The following is a 19,212-nucleotide window of genomic DNA, read 5'->3' as shown; positions in this document are numbered from 1 at the left end:
ATGGACTCGACCGCCACCCCCACCCTGACCGCCGCCCGCGGCGCGACCACCGCGCCGCCCCGGCCCAGCGGCGCCGCCCTGTCGGGCGTCGGCGCCCGCGTGCGCGGCATGGAGCGCCGCACCGCCCAGCGCCTCGGCCTCGCCGCCCTCCTCGTGGCGACCGCCGCCCTCTACCTCGCTGACCTCGGCGCCTCCGGATGGGCGAACTCCTTCTACGCCGCGGCGGCGCAGGCGGGCTCGGAGTCGTGGAAGGCGTTCTTCTTCGGCTCCTCCGACGCCGGCAACGCGATCACCGTCGACAAGACCCCGCTCTCGCTGTGGCCGATGGCGCTCTCGATCCGGGTCTTCGGGCTCTCGTCGTGGAGCCTGCTCGTGCCCCAGGCGCTCATGGGTGTCGCCTCCGTGGCGCTGCTGCACAGCCTGGTGCGGCGCACGACCGGTTCGTACGGCGCGGGCCTCCTCGCCGGTGCGACCCTGGCGCTGACGCCGGTCGCGACCCTGATGTTCCGCTTCGACAACCCCGACGCGCTCCTCGTGCTGCTCATGGTCGGCGCCGCCTGGGCGACGCTCCGGGCCGTCGAGGCCTCCACGCTCGGCGGGACGGGGCGGCCCGTGGGTCACCCGGTCCGCTGGCTCGCCCTCGCCGGCGCGCTGGTCGGCCTGGCGTTCCTCACGAAGATGCTCCAGGCCTTCCTGGTGCTGCCGGCGCTGGCCGCGGCGTACACGCTCTTCGCGACCGCGCCCTGGGTGAAGCGGATCGGCCACCTGCTCGTGGCGTTCGGCTCGATGGTGGTCGCCGGTGGCTGGTGGGTGGCGATCGTCGAGCTCGTGCCCGCGGGCTCCCGCCCCTACATCGGCGGCTCGCAGGAGAACTCGATCCTCGAGCTCACGCTCGGCTACAACGGCCTGGGCCGGCTCAACGGCGAGGAGACCGGCTCCGTCGGCGGCGGCGGTGGCTGGGGCACGACGGGCATCGGCCGCATGTTCTCCGAGACGATCGGCGGCCAGATCGCGTGGCTGCTGCCCGCGGCGCTCCTGCTCGGCGGCGCGGCCCTCTGGTTCGCGCGGCGCCGCGGCACGACGTACGACGTCGCCCGCGGCCGCAGCGTGCGCGCCAGCCTCGTGCTCTGGCTCGGCTGGCTGCTCGTCACCGGCCTGACGTTCAGCTTCATGGCCGGGATCTTCCACGAGTACTACACCGTGGCCCTGGCCCCGGCGGTCGCCGCGCTCGTGGGCATCGGCGCCGTCACGCTCTGGCGGGCACGCCGCTCGCTCGTCGCCTCCGGGCTGCTCGGCTTCACGGTGGCGCTCACCTCGGCCTGGGCGTTCGTGCTGCTCCAGCGGGCGGGCGACTGGCACCCGTGGCTGAAGTACGTCGTCGCCGTCGTCGGGATCGCCTCGGCCCTGCTGCTCGTCGGGGTGCGGCACCTGCCGGCCCGCGTCGGGTACGCCGTCGCGACCACCGCCCTGCTCGCCGGCCTCGCCGGGCCCGCGGCGTACTCGCTGGCCACGGCCGCGACGCCCCACGAGGGCTCGATCGTCACCGCCGGACCCGCCAGCGCCGCGAGCGGACCGGGCGGCATGGGCGGACCGGGGGCGACGGGCGGCGGGGGCGGCATGCCCGGAGCCACGCCGGGCGGCACGGCGCCCACCCTCCCCGGCGGGACGACCGGGACCGCACCGGGTGGCCAGACGGGTGGCCAGACGGGTGGCGGTGTCGGCGGGCTGCTCAGCGGCAGCGAGTCCACGGACGAGATCACGGCGCTGCTGCAGGAGGACGCGTCGACCTACACCTGGGCGGCGGCCGCGGTGGGCTCGAACTCGGCGGCCGGCTACCAGCTGGCCAGCGAGGAGCCGGTGATGGCGATCGGGGGCTTCAACGGCTCCGACCCGAGCCCCACGCTCGAGGAGTTCCAGACGTACGTCGCCAACGGCGACATCCACTGGTTCATCGCCGGCGGCGGCCAGATGGGCGGGATGGGCCAGATGGGCGGCACCGACGGCGCGACGTCGACCGCCTCGGCGATCTCGGCCTGGGTCGAGTCGACCTTCACCGCCACGACCGTCGACGGCGTGACGCTCTACGACCTCTCGGTGGGCGTCCGGTGAGCGCGCTGGCGGTGCCGGACCGCGTCGAGGTGACCGGCCCGGTGCTCGACGTCGTCATCCCGGTGTTCAACGAGGCGCACACCCTGCCCCGCGCCGTCGCCGCCGTGACGGCCCACCTGGCGACGCTGCCGTGGAGCTGGCGGGTGACGATCGCCGACAACGCGTCGACGGACGCCACCGCCGAGGTCGCCGGGCGCCTCGCCGCGTCGTACCCCGGCGTGCGGGTCGTGCACCTCGAGCGCAAGGGACGCGGACGGGCGCTCCGGGCGGTGTGGAGCGCGTCGGACGCCGAGGTGCTCGCCTACATGGACGTCGACCTCTCGACCGACCTGGCGGCCCTGCTGCCGCTGGTGGCGCCGCTCGTGTCGGGCCACTCCGACGTCGCGATCGGCTCCCGCCTCGACCCCGCGTCGGTCGTGGTGCGCGGGCCGAAGCGGGAGGTCATCTCGCGGGGCTACAACCTGGTGCTCCGCGGGGCGCTGCGGGTGCGGTTCAGCGACGCGCAGTGCGGCTTCAAGGCGGTGCGGGCCGACGTCGCGCGGGCGCTGCTGCCCCTCGTCGAGGACGACACCTGGTTCTTCGACACCGAGCTGCTCGTGCTCGCGGAGCGTGCCGGGCTGCGCATCCACGAGGTGCCGGTCGACTGGACCGACGACGCCGACTCCCGGGTCGACCTGGTGCGCACGGCGCTCGACGACCTGGCGGGGGTACGACGCCTCCGCCACGGCCTGCACACGGGGGCGCTGCCGCTGGGGCGGGTGCGCGACGAGGTGCGACGGGCGCGGCACGACGCCGGCGTGCCGGCCGGAGCCCTGGCGCGGCTGGCGTCCTAGCGGCGCGTGGCGCTACATCGCGCTGCGGAAGATCGGCGCCCCCAGCGCCTCGAACGGCTCGCCGAGGGCACGGAACACCTCGGCGGGCCGTCCGCGGCCGCTCGCCGGCTTCACCGAGTCGCCGGTGGACTCGAGGAACCCCGCGCTCGCGCGCAGCTTGCGCTGGAAGTTGCCGGGGTCGATCCGCAGGCCCCAGACCGCCTCGTAGACGCCGCGCAGCTGGGCGATCGTGAACTCCGGTGGCAGGAACGAGGCCGCGAGCCGGGTGTACTCCAGCTTCGACGCCGCCCGGGCCCGCGCCTCGTCGAGGATCGCGTCGTGGTCGAAGGCGAGCCCGCCGGTGACCTCGTCGACCGGCACCCACCGGGCGTCCTGGGCGTCCGTGCCGGCGGTGGCGGTCTCGGCGTACGGCGTGACGCCCAGGTGCGCGACGCTGACGACGCGGTGGGGGCGGCGGTCCCGGTCGGGGGCGCCGAAGGTCTTCAGCTGCTCGAGTGCGAGGCCGTCCCCGACGATGCCGGTCTCCTCGACGAGCTCGCGCCGCGCGGCGTCGACGAGCTCCTCGCCGTCGCCGACGAACCCGCCGGGCAGGGCCCAGGCCCCGGCGTACGGCTCCTCCCCGCGGCGCACGACGAGCACGACGAGCTGGCCCTCGCGCACGGCGAGCAGCACGACGTCGACGGTGACGTAGAAGATCGGGAACTCGCTGCGGAACATGCGAGCGACCGTAGTTGTCGGCCTGACAAGAAGCAATCGCGCGGACGGCGTCAGCCGCGCACCGGCGGCGCGCTCGTCGCCACGTGCGCCAGCGTCGCGGCGATGGTGGCGAGCAGGTCGTCGCGCTCGATGCCGAGCGGCTCCTCGACCCAGCGGATCACGACGTCCTCCACCATCGCCGACCAGCCGCGCACGAACAGCCGCACCGCGGGCGTGTCGACGACGCCGAAGTCGCGCAGCCCGTCCTCGCCGGCGGTGTCGAAGATGCGGTCGGTCAGGGCGGCCCGGGCCTCCTCGTAGATCTCCCGCATCACCGGGTTGCTGCCGTTCGCGGCGCGCACGAGCGAGACGTAGCCGCGGTGGTTCTGCTCCACGAAGGCGAGGTAGCGGTCGAGGGAGACCAGGAGGCGGGTGGCCATGTCGCCCTCGGCGACGGGCGCGGTGACGGCGATGAGGTCGGCGGCGGCCCGTCGTACGACGGCCTCGTGGAACTCCTGCTTGTTGCCGAAGTAGTGGTAGAGCAGCCCGCGCGAGATGCCCGCCTGCTCGGCCAGCAGGTCGATGGAGAGCTCGTCGAGGTCGCGGGTCGACAGCAGCGTCACGCCCAGGCCGAGCAGCTGCTCGCGCCGGCTGTCGGGGTCCATGCGCACCCGGGCGCCGTCGCCGCCCTTGGCCCGCTTGGTCGATCCGCTCGTGGCCGTCATGGGCGACACCCTACTGAACGGAGTTCCAATTCGCTATTGACTTCCGTTCAACAGAAAATCTACCGTGGGGTCATGACCGCACCTGCCTCCACCGGACACCTCGGCCACACCGGTCCCCTGCCCGCGCACGTCGACGTGCTCGTGGTCGGTGCCGGGTTCGCGGGCCTCTGCGCCGCGATCAAGCTCGCCGAGGACGGCCGCGACTTCCTCGTCGTCGACAAGGGCGCGGACGTGGGCGGCACGTGGCGCGACAACACCTACCCGGGCGCCGCCTGCGACGTGCCGAGCCAGCTCTACAGCTTCTCGTTCGCGCCGAACCCGGCCTGGACGCGCTCGTTCTCGCAGCAGCCGGAGATCCATGCCTACCTGCGGTCGGTGGCGGAGCGGTCGGGCGTGCTCGACCGGTTCGTGTTCTCCTCCACCGTCGACCACGCGGAGTGGGACGAGACGGCGCAGCGCTGGGCCGTGCGGACGTCGGCCGGCGACCTCACCGCGACCGCGCTGATCAGCGGCGCTGGCGGTCTCTCCGAGCCGAAGCTGCCCGACATCGAGGGCATCGACGGCTTCGCGGGCGAGATCTTCCACTCCGCCCGCTGGAACCACGATGCCGACCTCGCCGGCAAGCGCATCGCCGTGATCGGCACCGGCGCCTCGGCGATCCAGATCGTGCCCGAGCTGCAGCAGGTCGCGGGCCACCTCGACGTCTACCAGCGCACGGCGCCGTGGGTGCTCCCCCGCCACGACCGCAGCTACCCCGCCGTCGAGCGTGCCGCCCTCCGCCACGTCCCGGGCCTGCAGAAGGCCTACCGCACGGCGATCTACTGGGGCCGCGAGACCTACGTGCCGGCGTTCACGGTGGTGCCCGACATGGCCTACCCGGCGAAGCTGCTGGCGCAGGGCAACATCCGCAAGGGCATCGACGACCCCGAGCTGCGCCGCAAGGTCACCCCGGACTTCAAGATCGGGTGCAAGCGCATCCTCATCTCGAACGGCTACTACCCGGCGCTCGCCGCCGACAACACCGAGCTGGTCACCGACGGCATCGCCCGGGTGACCCCGACCGGGATCGTCACGAAGGACGGCACGGAGCGCCCGATCGACGTGCTCGTCGTCGCCACCGGCTTCCACACCACCGACCAGCCCATCGCCCACCACATCGTGGGCCGCGAGGGCCGCACGCTGGCCGAGGTCTGGGCCGAGACCGGCATGAGCGCCTACAAGGGCACCACCATCGCCGGCTTCCCGAACCTCTTCCAGATCGTCGGGCCCAACACGGGCCTGGGCCACAGCTCGATGGTCTTCGTGATCGAGTCGCAGGTGGCCTACATCCGCGACGCGCTGGCCACGATGGAGCGCAACGGGTACGCCGCGGTCGAGCCCCGGCCCGCCGCCCAGGCCCGCTGGAACGACGCCCTGCACCGCCGCATGAGCCGCTCCGTGTGGAGCACCGGCGGCTGCGCGAGCTGGTACCTCGACGAGCACGGCCGCAACACGACACTGTGGCCCCGCTCCACGTTCAACCTCCGCGCCGTGCTGCGCAGGTTCGACGCCCGGCACTACAAGATCACCGGACCCGCCCCCGCCGTGGGCGGTCCGGGCACCACCCCCACCCAGCGAGAGGCAGTGACCGCATGAAGACCCTCGATGACAAGGTCGTCGTCATCACCGGCGCCGGATCCGGCATCGGCCGCTCCCTGGCGGTGAACGCCGCCGGCCGCGGCGCCCACCTCGCGATCTCCGACGTGAACGAGGCCGGCCTCGACGAGACGGTCGAGCTCGCCAAGGCCGCCGGGGCGCGCGCCGTACGTGCCGACACCCTCGACGTCGCCGACCGCGACGCGTTCACGACGTACGCCGCCGCCGTCGCCGAGCACTACGGCCGCGTCAACGTGGTCGTGAACAACGCCGGGGTCTCGATGAACGGCGACTTCGAGGGCATGACGTACGACGAGATGGAGTGGATCGTCGGCATCAACTTCTGGGGCGTCGTGACCGGCACCAAGGAGTTCCTGCCCCACCTGATCGCCTCCGGCGACGGCCACGTCGTCAACATCTCGTCGCTGTTCGGCCTCATCTCCATGCCGAGCCAGACGCTCTACAACTCGACGAAGTACGCCGTGCGCGGCTTCACCGAGGCGCTGCGCGAGGAGATGCTGATCAGCAAGCACAAGGTCGGCGTGACCTGCGTGCACCCCGGTGGCATCAAGACCGGCATCGTGCGCAACGGCCGCATGACCGCGGGCGGCGACCACGACGAGCTCGTGAGGTTCTTCGACCAGCGCCTGGCCCGCACCAGCCCCGAGGACGCCGCCAAGGTCATCGTCAACGGCGTGCTGAAGAACAAGCCGCGCGTGCTCATCGGCGCCGACGCCCACGCCCTGCACCACATCGGCAAGACGCTCGGTGCGCGCTACCAGGACGTGTTCGCCGCGGCCGCCAAGCGCGTGATGCCGAGCTGAGGCCGGCCGTCGGCCGGGGGTGCCGGTCTCGGGTGCCGGGAACCGGCATCATGACCCCCATGCTCCCCGGCACCCCGGTCCGCGTCGAGATGACCAAGCTCGGCGACCACCCGCACTGGCGGTTCACGGGCCGCTACCTCGGCGCCGACGAGCACGGCGACTGGATCGGCTTCCCGGCCGGCACCCACCACGTCCGGCCCGGTCTCGCCTTCGACTCCGACGTCGACTCCGTGACGCTGGTGCGGGCCGGCGCCCACCACCTCGCCTCCCTGCACGCGCCCGGGCTGTGGTGCGACGTGTACGTCGACATGGCCACCCCGCCCGTCTGGGACCACTCGGGCGACGTCGCCGTCGTCCGCTCCGTCGACCTGGACCTCGACGTCGTCCGTCGCGACGACGGCACCGTGTTCGTCGACGACGAGGACGAGTTCGCCGAGCACCGCGTCTCCCTGGGCTACCCGGCCGAGCTCGTCGCCGCCGCCGAGCGGGCCCGCGACGAGGTGCGGGCGGCCGTGGTCGCGGGCGTCGCGCCGTACGACGAGGCGACCCGCCGCCGCTGGCTCGGCGCCCTGACCGCCCTCGACCTGCCCCGGCCGGGCCGGTGACGACGCCGTCGGGACCCGGCTTCCTCCGTGACCCGGACCGTCCCGGACTGGTGCGGGTCCTCAACGTGGTCGCCGTCGTCGGCGCCCTGCTCGTGCTGCTCGGCGCACCGGTGTGGTGGCAGATGGGCGGGTCCGCCCGCGGCTGGGCCGACGACCGGGCCGTCGTCGTGACCGTGCCCGAGGACACCACCTGCCGCACCGGCCCACCCCCCGGCCGCCCCCAGACCTGCACCGCCACCTGGCGCGACGAGGACCGCATCGTCGAGGGCGAGGTCAGCGACCGGTACGGCGGGCCCGCCCCGGACGCGGGCGAGGAGGTCGCCGGGCGCGTCGTTGGCGACGGCGACCCCGCCCTGGCCTTCACCGGCTACCACCCGGTGCTGCTGCGGTGGGCGCTCGCCGCGCCCTGGCTGACCGGCGCCGGCCTGCTGCTGCTCGTCGGCGGCGCCACCGGGCTCGTGCGCACGGACCCGCGATGGGGCTCCTCCCGCTCCGACCTGCCGCAGCCCGGCGCAGGCTGAGCGGGGCCGGACGCCACGTCGGGCGTTCGCGGTACGTCGTACCCGCCTCACGGGTATCTCCTACCGCGAACCGGCCGCCGCGAGAGGTCGACGGGCCTCAGCGCCGGCGAATCGCCCGGATGCGCAGGGGGCCGACGAGGCGGGGGCCGGCGAGCCGGTTCTCGAGGCGTCCGACCTCCCGCTTGAGGGGTTGGGCGACGTACTCGCCGAGGATCACGCCCGAAGCCAGGGCGACGGCGACCGAGGCCGCCTGCATGATCGCGAGCAGCCCCAGCGAGGTCGACGTGCCGCCCTCGGCGAGCAGGGAGAGGCCGCGGTAGATGGTGAGGCCCGGCAGCATGGGCACGATCGTCGGCACCACGATCACGAGCGGGGGCACCCGCACGCGGCCGGCCACGCCGTACGCGACGAGACCGATCGCGAAGGCGGCGATGCCGGCGGCCCACACCCGGCTGTCCGAGACCTCGCGCACGCCGCTGTAGAGCAGGATCGCCAGCGAGCCCACCACGGCCACCGGCAGCAGCGCCCGGCGCGGCGCGTAGGTGGCGGCCGCGAAGGCCGCGGCACAGATCGCCGAGCCCAGCGCGAGCGTGCCGATGCCCTCCCACCCGGCCCGGCCCGGGTCGACGCGGGCGATGTCGACGCCGACCAGCCCCGCCAGCGTGAGGCCGCCGCTGACGCCGGCGATGATGCCGGCGGTGGCGAGCAGGGCCTCGAGGATCCGGGCGCCCGCGGTGACGTAGAAGCCGGTGAGGGCGTCCTGGATGGCGCCCATGAACCCGATGCCCGCGAGCAGCATGATGATGTTGGCGGTCACCATGAGCGACACGTCGGTGTCGGGCACGACGGCGGCGATCGCGGTGGCGAGCAGCGCGGCGACGAGCCCGCCGGCCACCTGCTGGTAGAAGCCCGGCAGCCGACGGCGCGACATGGCGAGCTGGACGCGGTCGATGAGGGCCGCGGCCACGAGCGCCAGGCCCACGACGAGCAGCGTGCCGCCAAGCTGGAGGGTGACGCCCGCGCACATGAGGCCCCACGCCCCCGTGACCGCCCAGCGCGGCAGCCCGTGGCCCGACGACACGATGCCGGCGAGGCGCATCCGGGCGCCCAGCAGGTCGACCTCGTCCGTCAGCACCGCGCTCACCAGGTGGTCGACCCGGGTGAGGTCGTCGTAGTCGATGTCGCGCTGCTTGACCTGCCGCAGCTGCACGATCGGGGGCTCCTCGGGCTCGCCCTGGTAGCTCATCGAGAGCGACGTGAACGTCACGTCGATCTCCGGGTGACGGATGCCGAGGTGCCGCGCGAGGGACTGCATCGTGGCCGTCACGTCGGCGGCGCCGGCACCCGAGGCGAGCAGCAGCTCCCCCACCCGGAGGCAGAGGTCGAGCGTCAGGTTCAACGTCCGGGTATCCAGGTTCTCGCCACGCATGGCCGCATGCTCGCACGTCCGTCGACCACCCATTTCCTGCGCCTCTGTGGTTGGCTCGTGCGCGTGCGCATCGACTTCCACGGCTCTCCTCGACCGACCCTCGGGGTCGAGTGGGAGCTCGCCCTCGTCGACCGGGAGACGCGGGACCTGGCCGGGGTCGCGAGCGCCGTCATCGACACGGCCCGGGGCCGCATGGACGACCCGAAGCTGCTGCACGCCGAGCTGCTCCGCAACACCGTCGAGCTCGTCACCGGCATCTGCGACGACGTGCCCCACGCCATGGCCGACCTGCGCACGACGTACGACGCCGTGGCCGGCGCCGCGGGCGACCACGGGGTCGACCTGTTCGGCGCGGGCACGCACCCGTTCGCCTCCTGGTCGACCCAGCAGCTCTCGCCGGGCAACCGCTACGAGGAGCTCATCAACCGCACGCAGTGGTGGGGCCGTCAGATGCTGATCTGGGGCGTGCACGTGCACGTCGGGCTGCCCGAGCAGTCCCGGGTCATGCCGGTGCTCTCGTCGCTCCTCAACTACTACCCGCACCTGCAGGCGCTGTCGGCGTCGTCGCCGCTGTGGGCGGGCACCGACACGGGGTACGCCTCCAACCGGGCGCTCATGTTCCAGCAGCTGCCCACCGCCGGCCTGCCGTTCCAGTTCGACCGCTGGGAGGAGTTCGAGGCCTTCGCCCGCGACCAGCTCAAGACCGGCGTGATCGACGACCTCTCGGAGATCCGCTGGGACCTGCGTCCCGCCTCCCATCTCGGCACGCTGGAGAACCGGATCTGCGACGGTGTCTCCAACTTCACCGAGCTGGCCGCGCTGACCTCGCTGATGCACTGCCTCGTCGTCGACCTCGACACCCGGCTCGCCGCGGGCGAGACCCTGCCGGTGATGCCGCCGTGGCACGTGCAGGAGAACAAGTGGCGCACGGCGCGCTACGGCCTCGACGCGATCATCATCCTCGACGCGAGCTCGCGCGAGCGGCTCGTCACCGACGACCTCCACGACCTGCTGGAGCGGCTCGAGCCCGTCGCCCGACGTCTCGGGTGCGCCGACGAGCTGCGGTCGGTCGCTGACATCCCGGCGCGGGGCGGCTCCTACCAGCGCCAGCGCGCCGTCGCCGAGGCGACCGGGGGCGACCTCCCCGCCGTCGTCGACTCCGTCGTGCGCGAGCTGCGCGACGGCCTGGGGCCGGTCGGCGCCTAGGGCGTCACCGGGCTCAGGACCCCGGACTCAGGACCCCGGGCTCAGGACCTCAGGGCCCGGCCGAGCACGACCGCCGCCTCCGCGAAGGCCTCCGGGCGCGGACCGGCGAAGTTCAGCCGCACGTACGGGCCCGTCGGCTCGGCCGGGAACCACTCCCGCCCCGACGCGAGGAGCACGCCGTCCGCCTCGCACCGTCGCACCAGCCGGTCGACGTCCGTGCCGTCCGGCAGGCGCACCCACAGGTTGAGGCCGCCGGTCGGGACCAGCTCGACGTGCGCCTCGGGGGCGTGCTCGCGCAGGCTCGTGACCAGCAGGTCGCGCCGGGAGCGCAGCTGGACGCGCAGCTGCCGCAGGTGCGTGCGCCACGCGGGCTGGGTCACCACGTCGAGCGCGGCGGCCTGCAGCACCCCGCTGACGTACATGGCCTCGGCGGCCCGGTCGTTGCGGATCCGCTCCCGGGCCGGGCCGCGCGCCACGACGGCGGCCACCCGCAGCGACGGCGAGACGCTCTTGGTGAGCGAGCGCAGGTAGACCACGTGGCCGCCGTCGTCGTGGACCGCCAGCGGGGTCGGCTCGGCGTCGATCCCTAAGTCGTGGGCCCAGTCGTCCTCGACGACGAACGCGCCGTGCTCCCGCGCGACGGCGAGGATCTCGAGCGACCGCGTCGCCGTCCACCGGGCACCGGTCGGGTTGGCGAAGCTCGGTTGCGCGTAGAACGCGCGTGCACCGGTCTCCGCGAAGGCGCGGGCGAGGTCGTCGACCGCGGGTCCCTCGGGCCCGCTGGGCACCGGCACCACCCGTACGCCGGCCGAGGCCGCCGCGGTGAGGGCGCCCCAGTAGGTCGGTGACTCGACGAGCAGGGGCCGACCCGCGCCCACCAGGCTCCGGAAGATCGAGCTGAGACCGCTCTGGCTGCCCGGCAGGACGGTCACGTCGGCGGGAGCCGGGGGCGTGACCCCGGACGGCGTCGCGCGGGCCAGCTCGGTGGCGAACCAGCCCTGCAGCTCGGGCAGGCCGGCGACCGGCGAGCGGGAGAGCGCCACGTCGGCGCGCGCGGCACGGGCCAGGGCCGCGCGGACGAGACGTTCGGGCAGGAGCTCCCGGGCGGGGTAGCCGGACTGCAGCGCGACCACGTCGTTCGGCACGTCGCGCATCGTCGACGACACCGGGGACCCGAGGCCCGGCGACGCACGCAGCGCCGCCGTCTGCCAGCCGTGGTCCGCTGGACGGACGACGCGGACCGCCCGCACGAACGTGCCCGCCCCGGGCCGGCTCTCGACCAGGCCCTGGGCGGCGAGCGTCCGCAGGGCCTTCTGCACCGTGACCGGACTGGCCTGGTGCTCGGCCACGAGGGCCCGCGTCGAGGGCAGTCGGGCGCCGGGCGCCGCGTCCGCCACGACCGCACGGAGGGCCGCGACGATCCGGGCGCTGCTATCGTCGTTCATGACGAACAAGAGTAGCGCTATCGCCTCCCGACCGACACCGGTACCGACCCCGACGACCGGGCTCCTCTGGGGGTTGGTCGGCGTCGTCGCCTTCTCCTTCACGATCCCGCTGACCCGGGTGGCCGTGGGCGGGCTGTCGCCCCTGTTCATCGGCTCGGGGCGCGCGGTCGTGGCCACGCTCCTCGCCGTGGCTGCCCTGACGCTGACGCGGCAGCCCCTGCCCTCGCCCCGCCAGTGGCGGCGACTGGCCGTCGTGGCCGGCGGCGTGGTCGTCGGGTTCCCGATGCTGACGTCCTACGCGCTGGTCTCGGCGCCCGCCGCGCACGGCGCTGTCGTCATCGCAGTGCTGCCCGCCGCCACGGCGGTGATGGCCGTGCTCCGCGGCCGCGAGCGGCCACCCGGCCGCTTCTGGCTCGCGGCCGGCGCCGGCACGCTCGCCGCGGTGGTGTTCGCGTCGGCGCAGGGCGGGGGCGTCGGTCGGCTGCACGTGGCCGACCTGCTCCTGCTCGGGGCGGTCCTGGCCGCGGCCGTCGGCTACGCCGAGGGCGGTCTGCTCTCCCGGGAGCTCGGCTCCTGGCAGACGGTCTCGTGGGCCCTGGTGCTCGCGTTCCCCCTGATGCTCGCGCTGAGCGTCGCGACCGCCGTCGCGTCGCCTCCCCGGGGGACGCCCGCGGAGTGGGCGGCCTTCGCCTACCTGGCGGTCGTCAGCATGTTCCTGGGCTTCGTGGCCTGGTACCGCGGTCTCGCGATCGGACCCATGGCGCAGGTCAGCCAGGTGCAGCTGGCCCAGCCCGCCCTCAGCATCGTGTGGGCCGCGCTCCTGCTCGGCGAGCCGCTGACCGGGGCGACCGTCGCGGGCGCCGCCGCCGTGGTCCTCTGCGCGGGTACCGCCGTCCGGGCGCGTGCCCGCCGCTGAGGCTCAGCTGCGCACGGGCGGCAACGAGTCGGTCGCCTCGAGCGCCTCCATGCCGGTGACCTCGAGCAGGTCGGCCGTCACGGAGCGCAGCTGCGCGAGCAGCACCTCGATCGAGAGCTCGCTCGTGCGCTCGAGCTGGGCCGAGCCGCGACCGACGGCGAGCAGGGCCGGACGGGCCGCCTCGGCGACCCGGTTCTGCCCCAGCTCGTCGGCCACCTGGTCGGCGGCGTCGGCGAGGTCGGCGCAGAGCGCGGCGTACGACGCCGGCACCGGCCGCCGCCGGTAGGCCGCGATCGCCGTACGGCGGGTGAGCACCCGGGTGCTGCGCAGCGCCTTGTCGAGCGGCTCGACGAGCTGGGTCATGCGCCGCACGCCGGGCTTGTGCCGCACCCGGAAGGGCGACGACGCCACCACCGACATGCCCTCGTCGGCAGCCGTCTGCAGCTCGCGGATCAGGTAGTCGGTGGCACGGGCGTCGGCCAGCACCTCGAACGCGTGCTCCGGGTCGCCGTCGACCATGACCTCGCTCGCGGCGCGCAGCAGCGAGGCGATCTTGCGGACCACCACCGCCGCCTGCTCCCGGGGCCTCCGCAGGGGCGCCCGGGGCACGAGCGTCGCCGCGACGAGCGCGACGCCTCCCCCGATGAGGGCGTCGGTCCAGCGGACGAACGCACCGCCCGCGGTCGGCACCAGCGTGGCCACGACGATCGACTGCACCGCCGCCTGGGTGACGAGCAGCTGACCGCCGTCGACCAGCAGGGCGGCCGACATCGCCAGCCCCACCACGAGCATCAGCTGCCACGCCCCGGAGCCGATCTGGGTGACCAGCAGGTCGGAGATGAGCACGCCGACCGCGACCCCGATGGTCACCTCCGTCACGCGGCGCAGGCGCTGGCCGTAGGAGGTGCCGAGGCTGATGACCGCCGCGATCGGGGCGAAGAACGGGGTGTCGTGGCCGAGCAGGTCGGAGGCGATGAACCACGCGACGCCGGCCGCGACCGCGCACTGCGCGACCTGGAAGGACTTCGCGCGCCACCGGGCGGCCCGGGCCCGGGCCGACAGCCTGCTCTTCGCCCACAGCCGGTCGACCGGGAAGCCCTCCACGAGGGGTGAGTCTGCCAGAGCGGAGGCGGGACGACGTCCGCTCCGGCAGACGTCTCAGGAGTGCAGCCGGTGACCCGGGCCACGGCCCGCGTCGTACCGTGCCCAGCGCAGCGCCACCTGCAGGTCGGCGAGGTCGCGGTACCAGGTCTCGACCTCGGCGTTGCAGACCGCGACCTGCACCTCGGTGTCGTACTCGGAGCACTCGGCCGCGGCCTCCGAGTCGGTCGGCGGGTGCAGCGTGCTGCCGTCGAAGCGGCGGATCGAGAAGCCGTTCGCGGCGTCGCCGGTGACCTCGACGATCGTGTCGGCGGGCGGCGTCCAGGCGCGGGCCGCGCCCGGGCCGGCCTGGACGCCGGCGGTCGCGGCGCCGACGAGCGTCGTGCCGAGGACGGCCGCCGCCGTCGCGCCGATGCAGCCCGCGACGACCCTGCGACGCGAGCGGGTACGGCGCGACGCGCCCCCGGACGGGACGGACGGGCGGGTGCTGGTGGTGGTGTCGGGCATCAGGTCTCCCCCTTCGTGCGCACCGGGAGGTCCGGTGTCGCGGGGACGACGCTAGGAGCGGAGCGGCGTCCCCGGGTCCGGTGCGGACCGACCTGGGGAGGGCGGCCCGACGTACCGGACCTGGGGACGCGGAACGGCCCGCGGGCCGGCCGTCAGTAGACCTCGACGCTCACCGTCTGGCTGCAGCCCGACGCGAGCGAGGTCAGGGCGCTGCGCTCGGCGCTGTCGACCGTCAGGCCCCAGCGCACCTTCACCGACACCCACTCGGTGACGTAGCGGCAGACGTAGCCGGCGGGCGGCATCCACTCGGCGGGGTCCTGGTCGCCCTTCGAGCGGTTGGTCGCGGCGCTGACCGCGATGAGGGAGTAGTCCTCGCCGAGGTCGTTGGCGAAGGCCTCGCGGCGGGCGGGCGTCCACCCCGAGGCGCCCGAGTCCCACGCCTCCGCCAGCGGCACCATGTGGTCGATGTCGAGCGACGAGGCCGACGTGTAGCTGGTGGCGTCGTAGTAGGAGAACCAGCGACCGCCCGTGAGCGCGCACGACGAGCCGACCGAGGGGGCGTCGTCGGCCTCCGCGATCAGCACCTCGTTGCGGGTGCTGCAGCCGTCGCCGTCGGCGTCGACCCAGTGCTTGAACAGGTCGCGGTCGTAGCCGGTGCGGCTCTCCGTGGCGACCGGGAGGTCGGCGATCGCCTGGCCCACCGGGGCGCTGTAGGTGGCGGCCTGCGCGGGGCCGGGGACGGCCACGAGGCCGAGGCCGACGAGCAGCGCCAGGAGGAACGTGGGCAGCAGCGGGCGGGCGGAACGGTGCTGGGTGCGCGCGTGCGGGCGCGACCGGTGGACTCGACGCATCTTCTTCTCCCGAGATGGATGGACGTGTGTCGGTGCGGGCACCACCCTGCCCCGGCCGCCGTGGAGGACGGAAGGGCCGGGCTGGAAACGGTCTGTCACACTTCACGCGCGGGTCGTGTGACCCGCGCCACTCGGCGCCGGTTCGGGCGGCCGCTCCCGACCCCAGGAGGTCTCGTGGGTGCTCCCCTCGACCCGACGGCGACCGCGTTCCTCTTCGCGGAGAACCGGGCCATGCCGATGCACGTGGGGGCGCTGCAGCTGTTCGACCCGCCGGCCGACGCGGGCCCGTCGTACACGGCCGACCTGGTGCGCCGCATGCGCGAGACCGACGACATCGCGCCGCTCTTCCGCAAGCGCCTCCACCGGTCGCTGGCCACGGCGGGCACCTGGACGTGGACCGACGACGACGAGTTCGACATCGAGTACCACGTGCGCCACAGCGCGCTGCCGCAGCCGGGCCGGATCCGGGAGCTGCTCGACCTCCTGGGGCGCCTGCACGGCACCCGGCTGGCGCGCGAGCGTCCGCTGTGGGAGTGGCACCTCATCGAGGGCCTGGCCGACGGGCGGGTCGCCATGTACTCCAAGATGCACCACTCGCTGCTCGACGGCGTCGGCGCGATGCGGCTGCTGCAGAGCGTGCTGACCGAGGACCCCGAGGAGCGCGACATGGGCGCCCCGTGGGTCGCTCGTCCGCGACCGCCGCGCCCCGAGGGCCCGGGTGGCGCGAGCGGCGCGGGCGGCCTGGTGCCCGTCGCCGCGGCGCGCTCGGCGCTCGGGTCGGCGCTGGCGGTGGCCTCCGACGCCGCCGGCATGCCCGCCGCGCTCGTGCGCACCCTGAACCGCGGGGTCCGCGACGAGACGGCGGCCGTCAACTACCACTCGCCGCGCACGATCCTCAACCACCGCATCACCGGCGCCCGGCGCTTCGCCGCGGAGGACTGGCCGCTGGAGCGGCTGCGCGCCATCGGACAGGCCTCCGGCACCACCATCAACGACGTCGTGCTGGCGCTGTGCAGCGGCGCCCTGCGGGCCTACCTGCTCGAGCTCGACGCGCTGCCCGACACCAGCCTCACCGCGATGGTGCCCGTGTCGTTCCGGGCCGCCTCGGCCGCGACCGCCTCCCAGGAGGGCGGCAACGCGGTCGCCGCCCTCATGGTGCGCCTCGGCACCCACCACGCGGACGCCGCCGACCGCCTCCAGGCCGTGCACGACTCGATGCTCGAGGGCAAGAGCGCGCTCGGCTCGATGACGCAGACCCAGGCCCTGGCCATGAGCGCCCTCGGCCTCGCCCCGGCCGTCGCCCTGCCCCTGCTGCGGCTGCAGGACATGGCCCGCCCGCCGTTCAACCTGATCATCTCGAACGTGCCCGGTCCGGAGACCACGCGCTACTTCGACGGGGCGCGCATGTCGGGCTTCTACCCCCTCTCGATCCCGCTCCACGGCATCGCCCTCAACATCACCTGCACGTCGTACGACGGGAAGATGGGCTTCGGCCTCACGGGCTGCCGGCGCACGGTGCCGCGCCTGCAACGCCTGCTCGCGCACCTCGACGCCGAGGTGACGGCCCTCGAGAAGGCGACCGGGGTGGCCTGAGCCCTCCCGCGCACCTCAGCCGGCAGCGCCCGGCTCGTCGAGGCCGCCGCCGACCCGTGCGGCGACCGCGCGCAGCCGCGCCCGGGTGACGTCCGCGACCGAGCGGAACCCCGCGTCGTACGCCGGGGTGCCCGGCCGCACCGCCTCGCCGACGTTGACGCTGAGGCAGTGCCGGGTGCCGCCGTCGGCCGCGTTGAGCAGCGCGGTGGCGTGGCCGGTGGTCCCGGAGCCGGCGAAGGGGTCGAGCACGCGGGCGTCGGGCGGGTACGTCGCGAGCACCCGCCGCAGCAGCCCCGTCGGCTTCGGGGAGTCGAAGACCTTGCCGACGAGGTCGCGCAGCTCGGCGACCGCGGTGTCGGTCGAGCCCACCTCGGCGGCCGACCAGATCGTCGTCAGCTTCTTGCGGCGCCCCTCACCCAGCCAGTCGCGCTGGTAGACGTCGACGCGCACCCCGTGGCGGCCGACCACCTCGCGGCAGACCAGGTCGTCCGGGCGCGCGTCGACCAGCGGTCGCGACCACCGCCAGACCGCCGACGACCCGTCGCCGAACACGGGCTCCACCACGACGGACCCGTCGAACGGCTCGGTCGCCACGCGGCCCGTGGCGGGGTCGCCGTGCAGCGCGTAGTGCATCGTCGGCGCGCTGAGCGGGTGGAACTTCTTGTTCGTGTTGCGCAGCGGCAGCAGCCGGTGGTGCCGGCCGGCCCCGTCGACGTGCTTGAAGTCCGACGGGTCGACGGTGTCGGGGCTGGTCGGGTCGAGCACGCAGCGGCGCGGGTCGCGGGCGTAGACGAGGAGGTACTCGTGGCTCGTGGCGAACCCGCCCCCGAGCTGGCGGCCCTTCGGGTTGAGGTTCACCACCACCTGGGCGAGGAACGCCGCCTCGCCGAAGAGCTCGTCGAGCAGCAGCCGCAGCCGGACGACCTCGCGGTCGTCGATGCTGCAGAAGACCGCGCCGCCCGGGGCGAGCACCCGGTGCACCTGCGCGAGCCGGGGCCGCATCATCCGCACCCACGCCTCGTGGCGCGAGGAGCGCGCACCGCGGCGCGCCCGCGGACCCTCCCGGCTGTCGTCGGCGACCCGGAAGTCGTCGCTGTAGGCCAGCGTCGTGGCCCGGTTGTACGGCGGGTCCAGGTAGGCGACGTCGACGCTGCCGTCCGGCAGCCCCGTCAGCACGTCGAGGTTGTCGCCCTCGACGAACGTGTTCCACACCGCGTCCCCCACGGGCCACATCATGCCGCGCCCGCCTCGGACCCGCGGCGCTTCCGCCGTACGATCCGACGCGTGCTGCCCGTCGTCATCGCGGTCGACCCCGACCTGACCTCCCCCGACGTCGTCGCCTTCCTCGAGGCCCACCTCACCCAGATGCGGGAGGTCTCGCCGCCCGAGTCGGTGCACGCGCTCGACCTCGACGGCCTGCGCCACCCGGCCGTCACGTTCTTCACGGTGCGGACGGCGGACCAGCCCGGAGCGGGCGCGCTCGTCGGCACCGCGGCCCTCAAGCGCCTCGACGGCCCGGGCCGGGCCGGCCACGTCGAGCTCAAGTCGATGCGCACCGACCCGACGCGCGTGCGCTCCGGCATCGCCACCGGCCTGCTGACCCACCTGCTGGCGACGGCCCGCGCCGACGGCCACACCCGGATCAGCCTCGAGACCGGCGCCGAGCCCTTCTTCGCGCCCGCCCGCGCCCTCTACGAGCGCCACGGGTTCACGGCCTGCGCGCCGTTCGCCGACTACGCGCCCGACCCGCACAGCGTCTTCCTCACCCGCGCGCTCTAGCGCAGGTCGTCGGGGCCTTCGAGCGGGTGTACGGCGGGACCGGCCTCGGGCCCGGGCGAGCGGCGGCCCGGCATCCTCAGCCGGCTCCCGCCCTCCTCCCCCGGCACCAGCTTCTTCGAGAGGTCCGCGTGCTCGACGAGCGTGGTCAGCGGCACCTCGACCGGCGGGTACGCCGCCACGGGCGTGGTGCCCGACAGCACGACGTACGTCGTCTCGCCCTTCGGCGCGAGCCGCAGCACGCCGCCGTCGACGAGCCCGTCGGCGTGGGCGAGCGCGCGGCGACGGGCCCGCAGCGACTGCGCGCGCCGGACGGTGGCCGTGCTGGCCTGCCGACCGCCCTTGTCCCACGCGATCTTCGCCTGGGGTCCGTACTTGACCGCGAGCGTCGCGGCGGCCGCGGCGAGCTTCGCCGCCTTCTTCGGATCGGGCTTCACCAT

General features: G+C 74.4%; 19 protein-coding genes. 10 read left to right on the top strand and 9 right to left on the bottom strand.

Annotated features, from left to right (window positions below; all coding sequences use genetic code 11):
* Together K329_RS25250 and K329_RS25245 are read left to right on the top strand one after the other, a co-directional pair.
* Positions 1-2,109, top strand: coding sequence for an ArnT family glycosyltransferase (locus tag K329_RS25250; protein ID WP_052336522.1), 2,109 nt, complete (start codon positions 1-3; stop codon positions 2,107-2,109).
* The gene (locus K329_RS25245) at positions 2,106-2,942 is read left to right on the top strand and encodes a dolichyl-phosphate beta-glucosyltransferase (protein ID WP_084541078.1); all 837 of its coding nucleotides are present in this window, start codon (positions 2,106-2,108) and stop codon (positions 2,940-2,942) included. Before K329_RS25250 ends, K329_RS25245 begins: the two co-directional genes overlap by 4 nt.
* 12 nt (positions 2,943-2,954) lie before the next feature.
* Here K329_RS25245 and K329_RS25240 read toward each other — a convergent pair whose 3' ends face one another.
* Both K329_RS25240 and K329_RS0107040 read right to left on the bottom strand, forming a co-directional pair.
* Entirely contained in the window at positions 2,955-3,659 is a 705-nt protein-coding gene (locus K329_RS25240; RefSeq protein ID WP_052336521.1) for an NUDIX hydrolase, read from the bottom strand.
* 50 nt (positions 3,660-3,709) lie between these two features.
* Positions 3,710-4,363, bottom strand: a complete 654-nt coding sequence (locus tag K329_RS0107040) for a TetR/AcrR family transcriptional regulator (protein ID WP_052336520.1) — start codon at positions 4,361-4,363, stop codon at positions 3,710-3,712.
* A 72-nt stretch (positions 4,364-4,435) separates the two neighbouring features.
* Here K329_RS0107040 and K329_RS25235 point away from each other — a divergent pair, with 72 nt between their 5' ends.
* From K329_RS25235 to K329_RS0107020, 4 genes are read left to right on the top strand one after another with little or no spacing between them, the layout of a single operon-like run.
* Complete coding sequence (locus K329_RS25235; protein ID WP_052336519.1) at positions 4,436-5,998, top strand: flavin-containing monooxygenase; 1,563 nt, start codon at positions 4,436-4,438, stop codon at positions 5,996-5,998.
* Entirely contained in the window at positions 5,995-6,822 is an 828-nt protein-coding gene (locus tag K329_RS0107030) for an SDR family NAD(P)-dependent oxidoreductase (protein ID WP_028472481.1), read from the top strand. The genes K329_RS25235 and K329_RS0107030 overlap by 4 nt, the downstream gene beginning before the upstream one ends.
* A 59-nt stretch (positions 6,823-6,881) precedes the next feature.
* Positions 6,882-7,427 (top strand): ribonuclease FAU-1 family protein, encoded by a 546-nt coding sequence (locus tag K329_RS31440; protein ID WP_052336518.1) that lies wholly within the window; start codon positions 6,882-6,884, stop codon positions 7,425-7,427.
* A gap of 50 nt (positions 7,428-7,477) precedes the next feature.
* Positions 7,478-7,948, top strand: coding sequence for a hypothetical protein (locus K329_RS0107020; protein ID WP_157571616.1), 471 nt, complete (start codon positions 7,478-7,480; stop codon positions 7,946-7,948).
* A 97-nt stretch (positions 7,949-8,045) separates the two neighbouring features.
* On the opposite strand, the gene K329_RS25225 is transcribed toward K329_RS0107020, so the two are convergent.
* Complete coding sequence (locus tag K329_RS25225; RefSeq protein ID WP_043642543.1) at positions 8,046-9,377, bottom strand: threonine/serine exporter family protein; 1,332 nt, start codon at positions 9,375-9,377, stop codon at positions 8,046-8,048.
* 6 nt (positions 9,378-9,383) lie between these two features.
* On the opposite strand from K329_RS25225, the gene K329_RS0107010 reads away from it, so the two are divergent.
* Positions 9,384-10,583 (top strand): glutamate--cysteine ligase, encoded by a 1,200-nt coding sequence (locus K329_RS0107010; RefSeq protein ID WP_084541147.1) that lies wholly within the window; start codon positions 9,384-9,386, stop codon positions 10,581-10,583.
* Positions 10,584-10,624: 41 nt separating this feature from the next.
* On the opposite strand, the gene K329_RS0107005 is transcribed toward K329_RS0107010, so the two are convergent.
* Positions 10,625-12,028 (bottom strand): aminotransferase-like domain-containing protein, encoded by a 1,404-nt coding sequence (locus tag K329_RS0107005; RefSeq protein WP_028472479.1) that lies wholly within the window; start codon positions 12,026-12,028, stop codon positions 10,625-10,627.
* Between K329_RS0107005 and K329_RS0107000 the strand changes: the two genes are divergently transcribed.
* Positions 12,027-12,944 (top strand): DMT family transporter, encoded by a 918-nt coding sequence (locus K329_RS0107000; protein ID WP_043642542.1) that lies wholly within the window; start codon positions 12,027-12,029, stop codon positions 12,942-12,944. The genes K329_RS0107005 and K329_RS0107000 overlap by 2 nt on opposite strands.
* Positions 12,945-12,947: 3 nt before the next feature.
* Here K329_RS0107000 and K329_RS0106995 read toward each other — a convergent pair whose 3' ends face one another.
* From K329_RS0106995 to K329_RS0106985, 3 genes are all read right to left on the bottom strand, one after another.
* Entirely contained in the window at positions 12,948-14,048 is a 1,101-nt protein-coding gene (locus K329_RS0106995) for an FUSC family protein (protein WP_028472478.1), read from the bottom strand.
* Positions 14,049-14,102: 54 nt separating this feature from the next.
* On the bottom strand, positions 14,103-14,552 hold the full coding sequence (locus K329_RS29425) for a hypothetical protein (RefSeq protein WP_052336517.1): 450 nt from the start codon (positions 14,550-14,552) through the stop codon (positions 14,103-14,105).
* A gap of 152 nt (positions 14,553-14,704) precedes the next feature.
* Positions 14,705-15,403, bottom strand: a complete 699-nt coding sequence (locus K329_RS0106985) for an HNH endonuclease family protein (protein ID WP_084541075.1) — start codon at positions 15,401-15,403, stop codon at positions 14,705-14,707.
* 174 nt (positions 15,404-15,577) lie between these two features.
* Here K329_RS0106985 and K329_RS0106980 point away from each other — a divergent pair, with 174 nt between their 5' ends.
* Positions 15,578-16,996, top strand: a complete 1,419-nt coding sequence (locus K329_RS0106980) for a WS/DGAT/MGAT family O-acyltransferase (RefSeq protein ID WP_028472476.1) — start codon at positions 15,578-15,580, stop codon at positions 16,994-16,996.
* A gap of 15 nt (positions 16,997-17,011) precedes the next feature.
* Here the strand turns inward: K329_RS0106980 and K329_RS25215 are convergent, their stop codons facing one another.
* A complete protein-coding gene (locus K329_RS25215) occupies positions 17,012-18,220 on the bottom strand; it encodes a site-specific DNA-methyltransferase (RefSeq protein WP_052336612.1) in 1,209 nt (402 codons plus the stop codon).
* 60 nt (positions 18,221-18,280) lie between these two features.
* Here K329_RS25215 and K329_RS0106970 point away from each other — a divergent pair, with 60 nt between their 5' ends.
* Positions 18,281-18,775, top strand: a complete 495-nt coding sequence (locus K329_RS0106970; protein ID WP_245596464.1) for a GNAT family N-acetyltransferase — start codon at positions 18,281-18,283, stop codon at positions 18,773-18,775.
* On the opposite strand, the gene K329_RS0106965 is transcribed toward K329_RS0106970, so the two are convergent.
* Positions 18,772-19,212 (bottom strand): hypothetical protein, encoded by a 441-nt coding sequence (locus K329_RS0106965; protein ID WP_157571615.1) that lies wholly within the window; start codon positions 19,210-19,212, stop codon positions 18,772-18,774. The two genes, K329_RS0106970 and K329_RS0106965, sit on opposite strands and share 4 nt — an antisense overlap.

The sequence above is a fragment of the Nocardioides alkalitolerans DSM 16699 genome (assembly GCF_000426525.1).
In the GTDB taxonomy this organism is placed as follows: domain Bacteria; phylum Actinomycetota; class Actinomycetes; order Propionibacteriales; family Nocardioidaceae; genus Nocardioides; species Nocardioides alkalitolerans.
The sequence above is the reverse complement of the archived record's forward strand: the minus strand, read 5'-3'. Positions and strand labels throughout refer to the sequence as shown.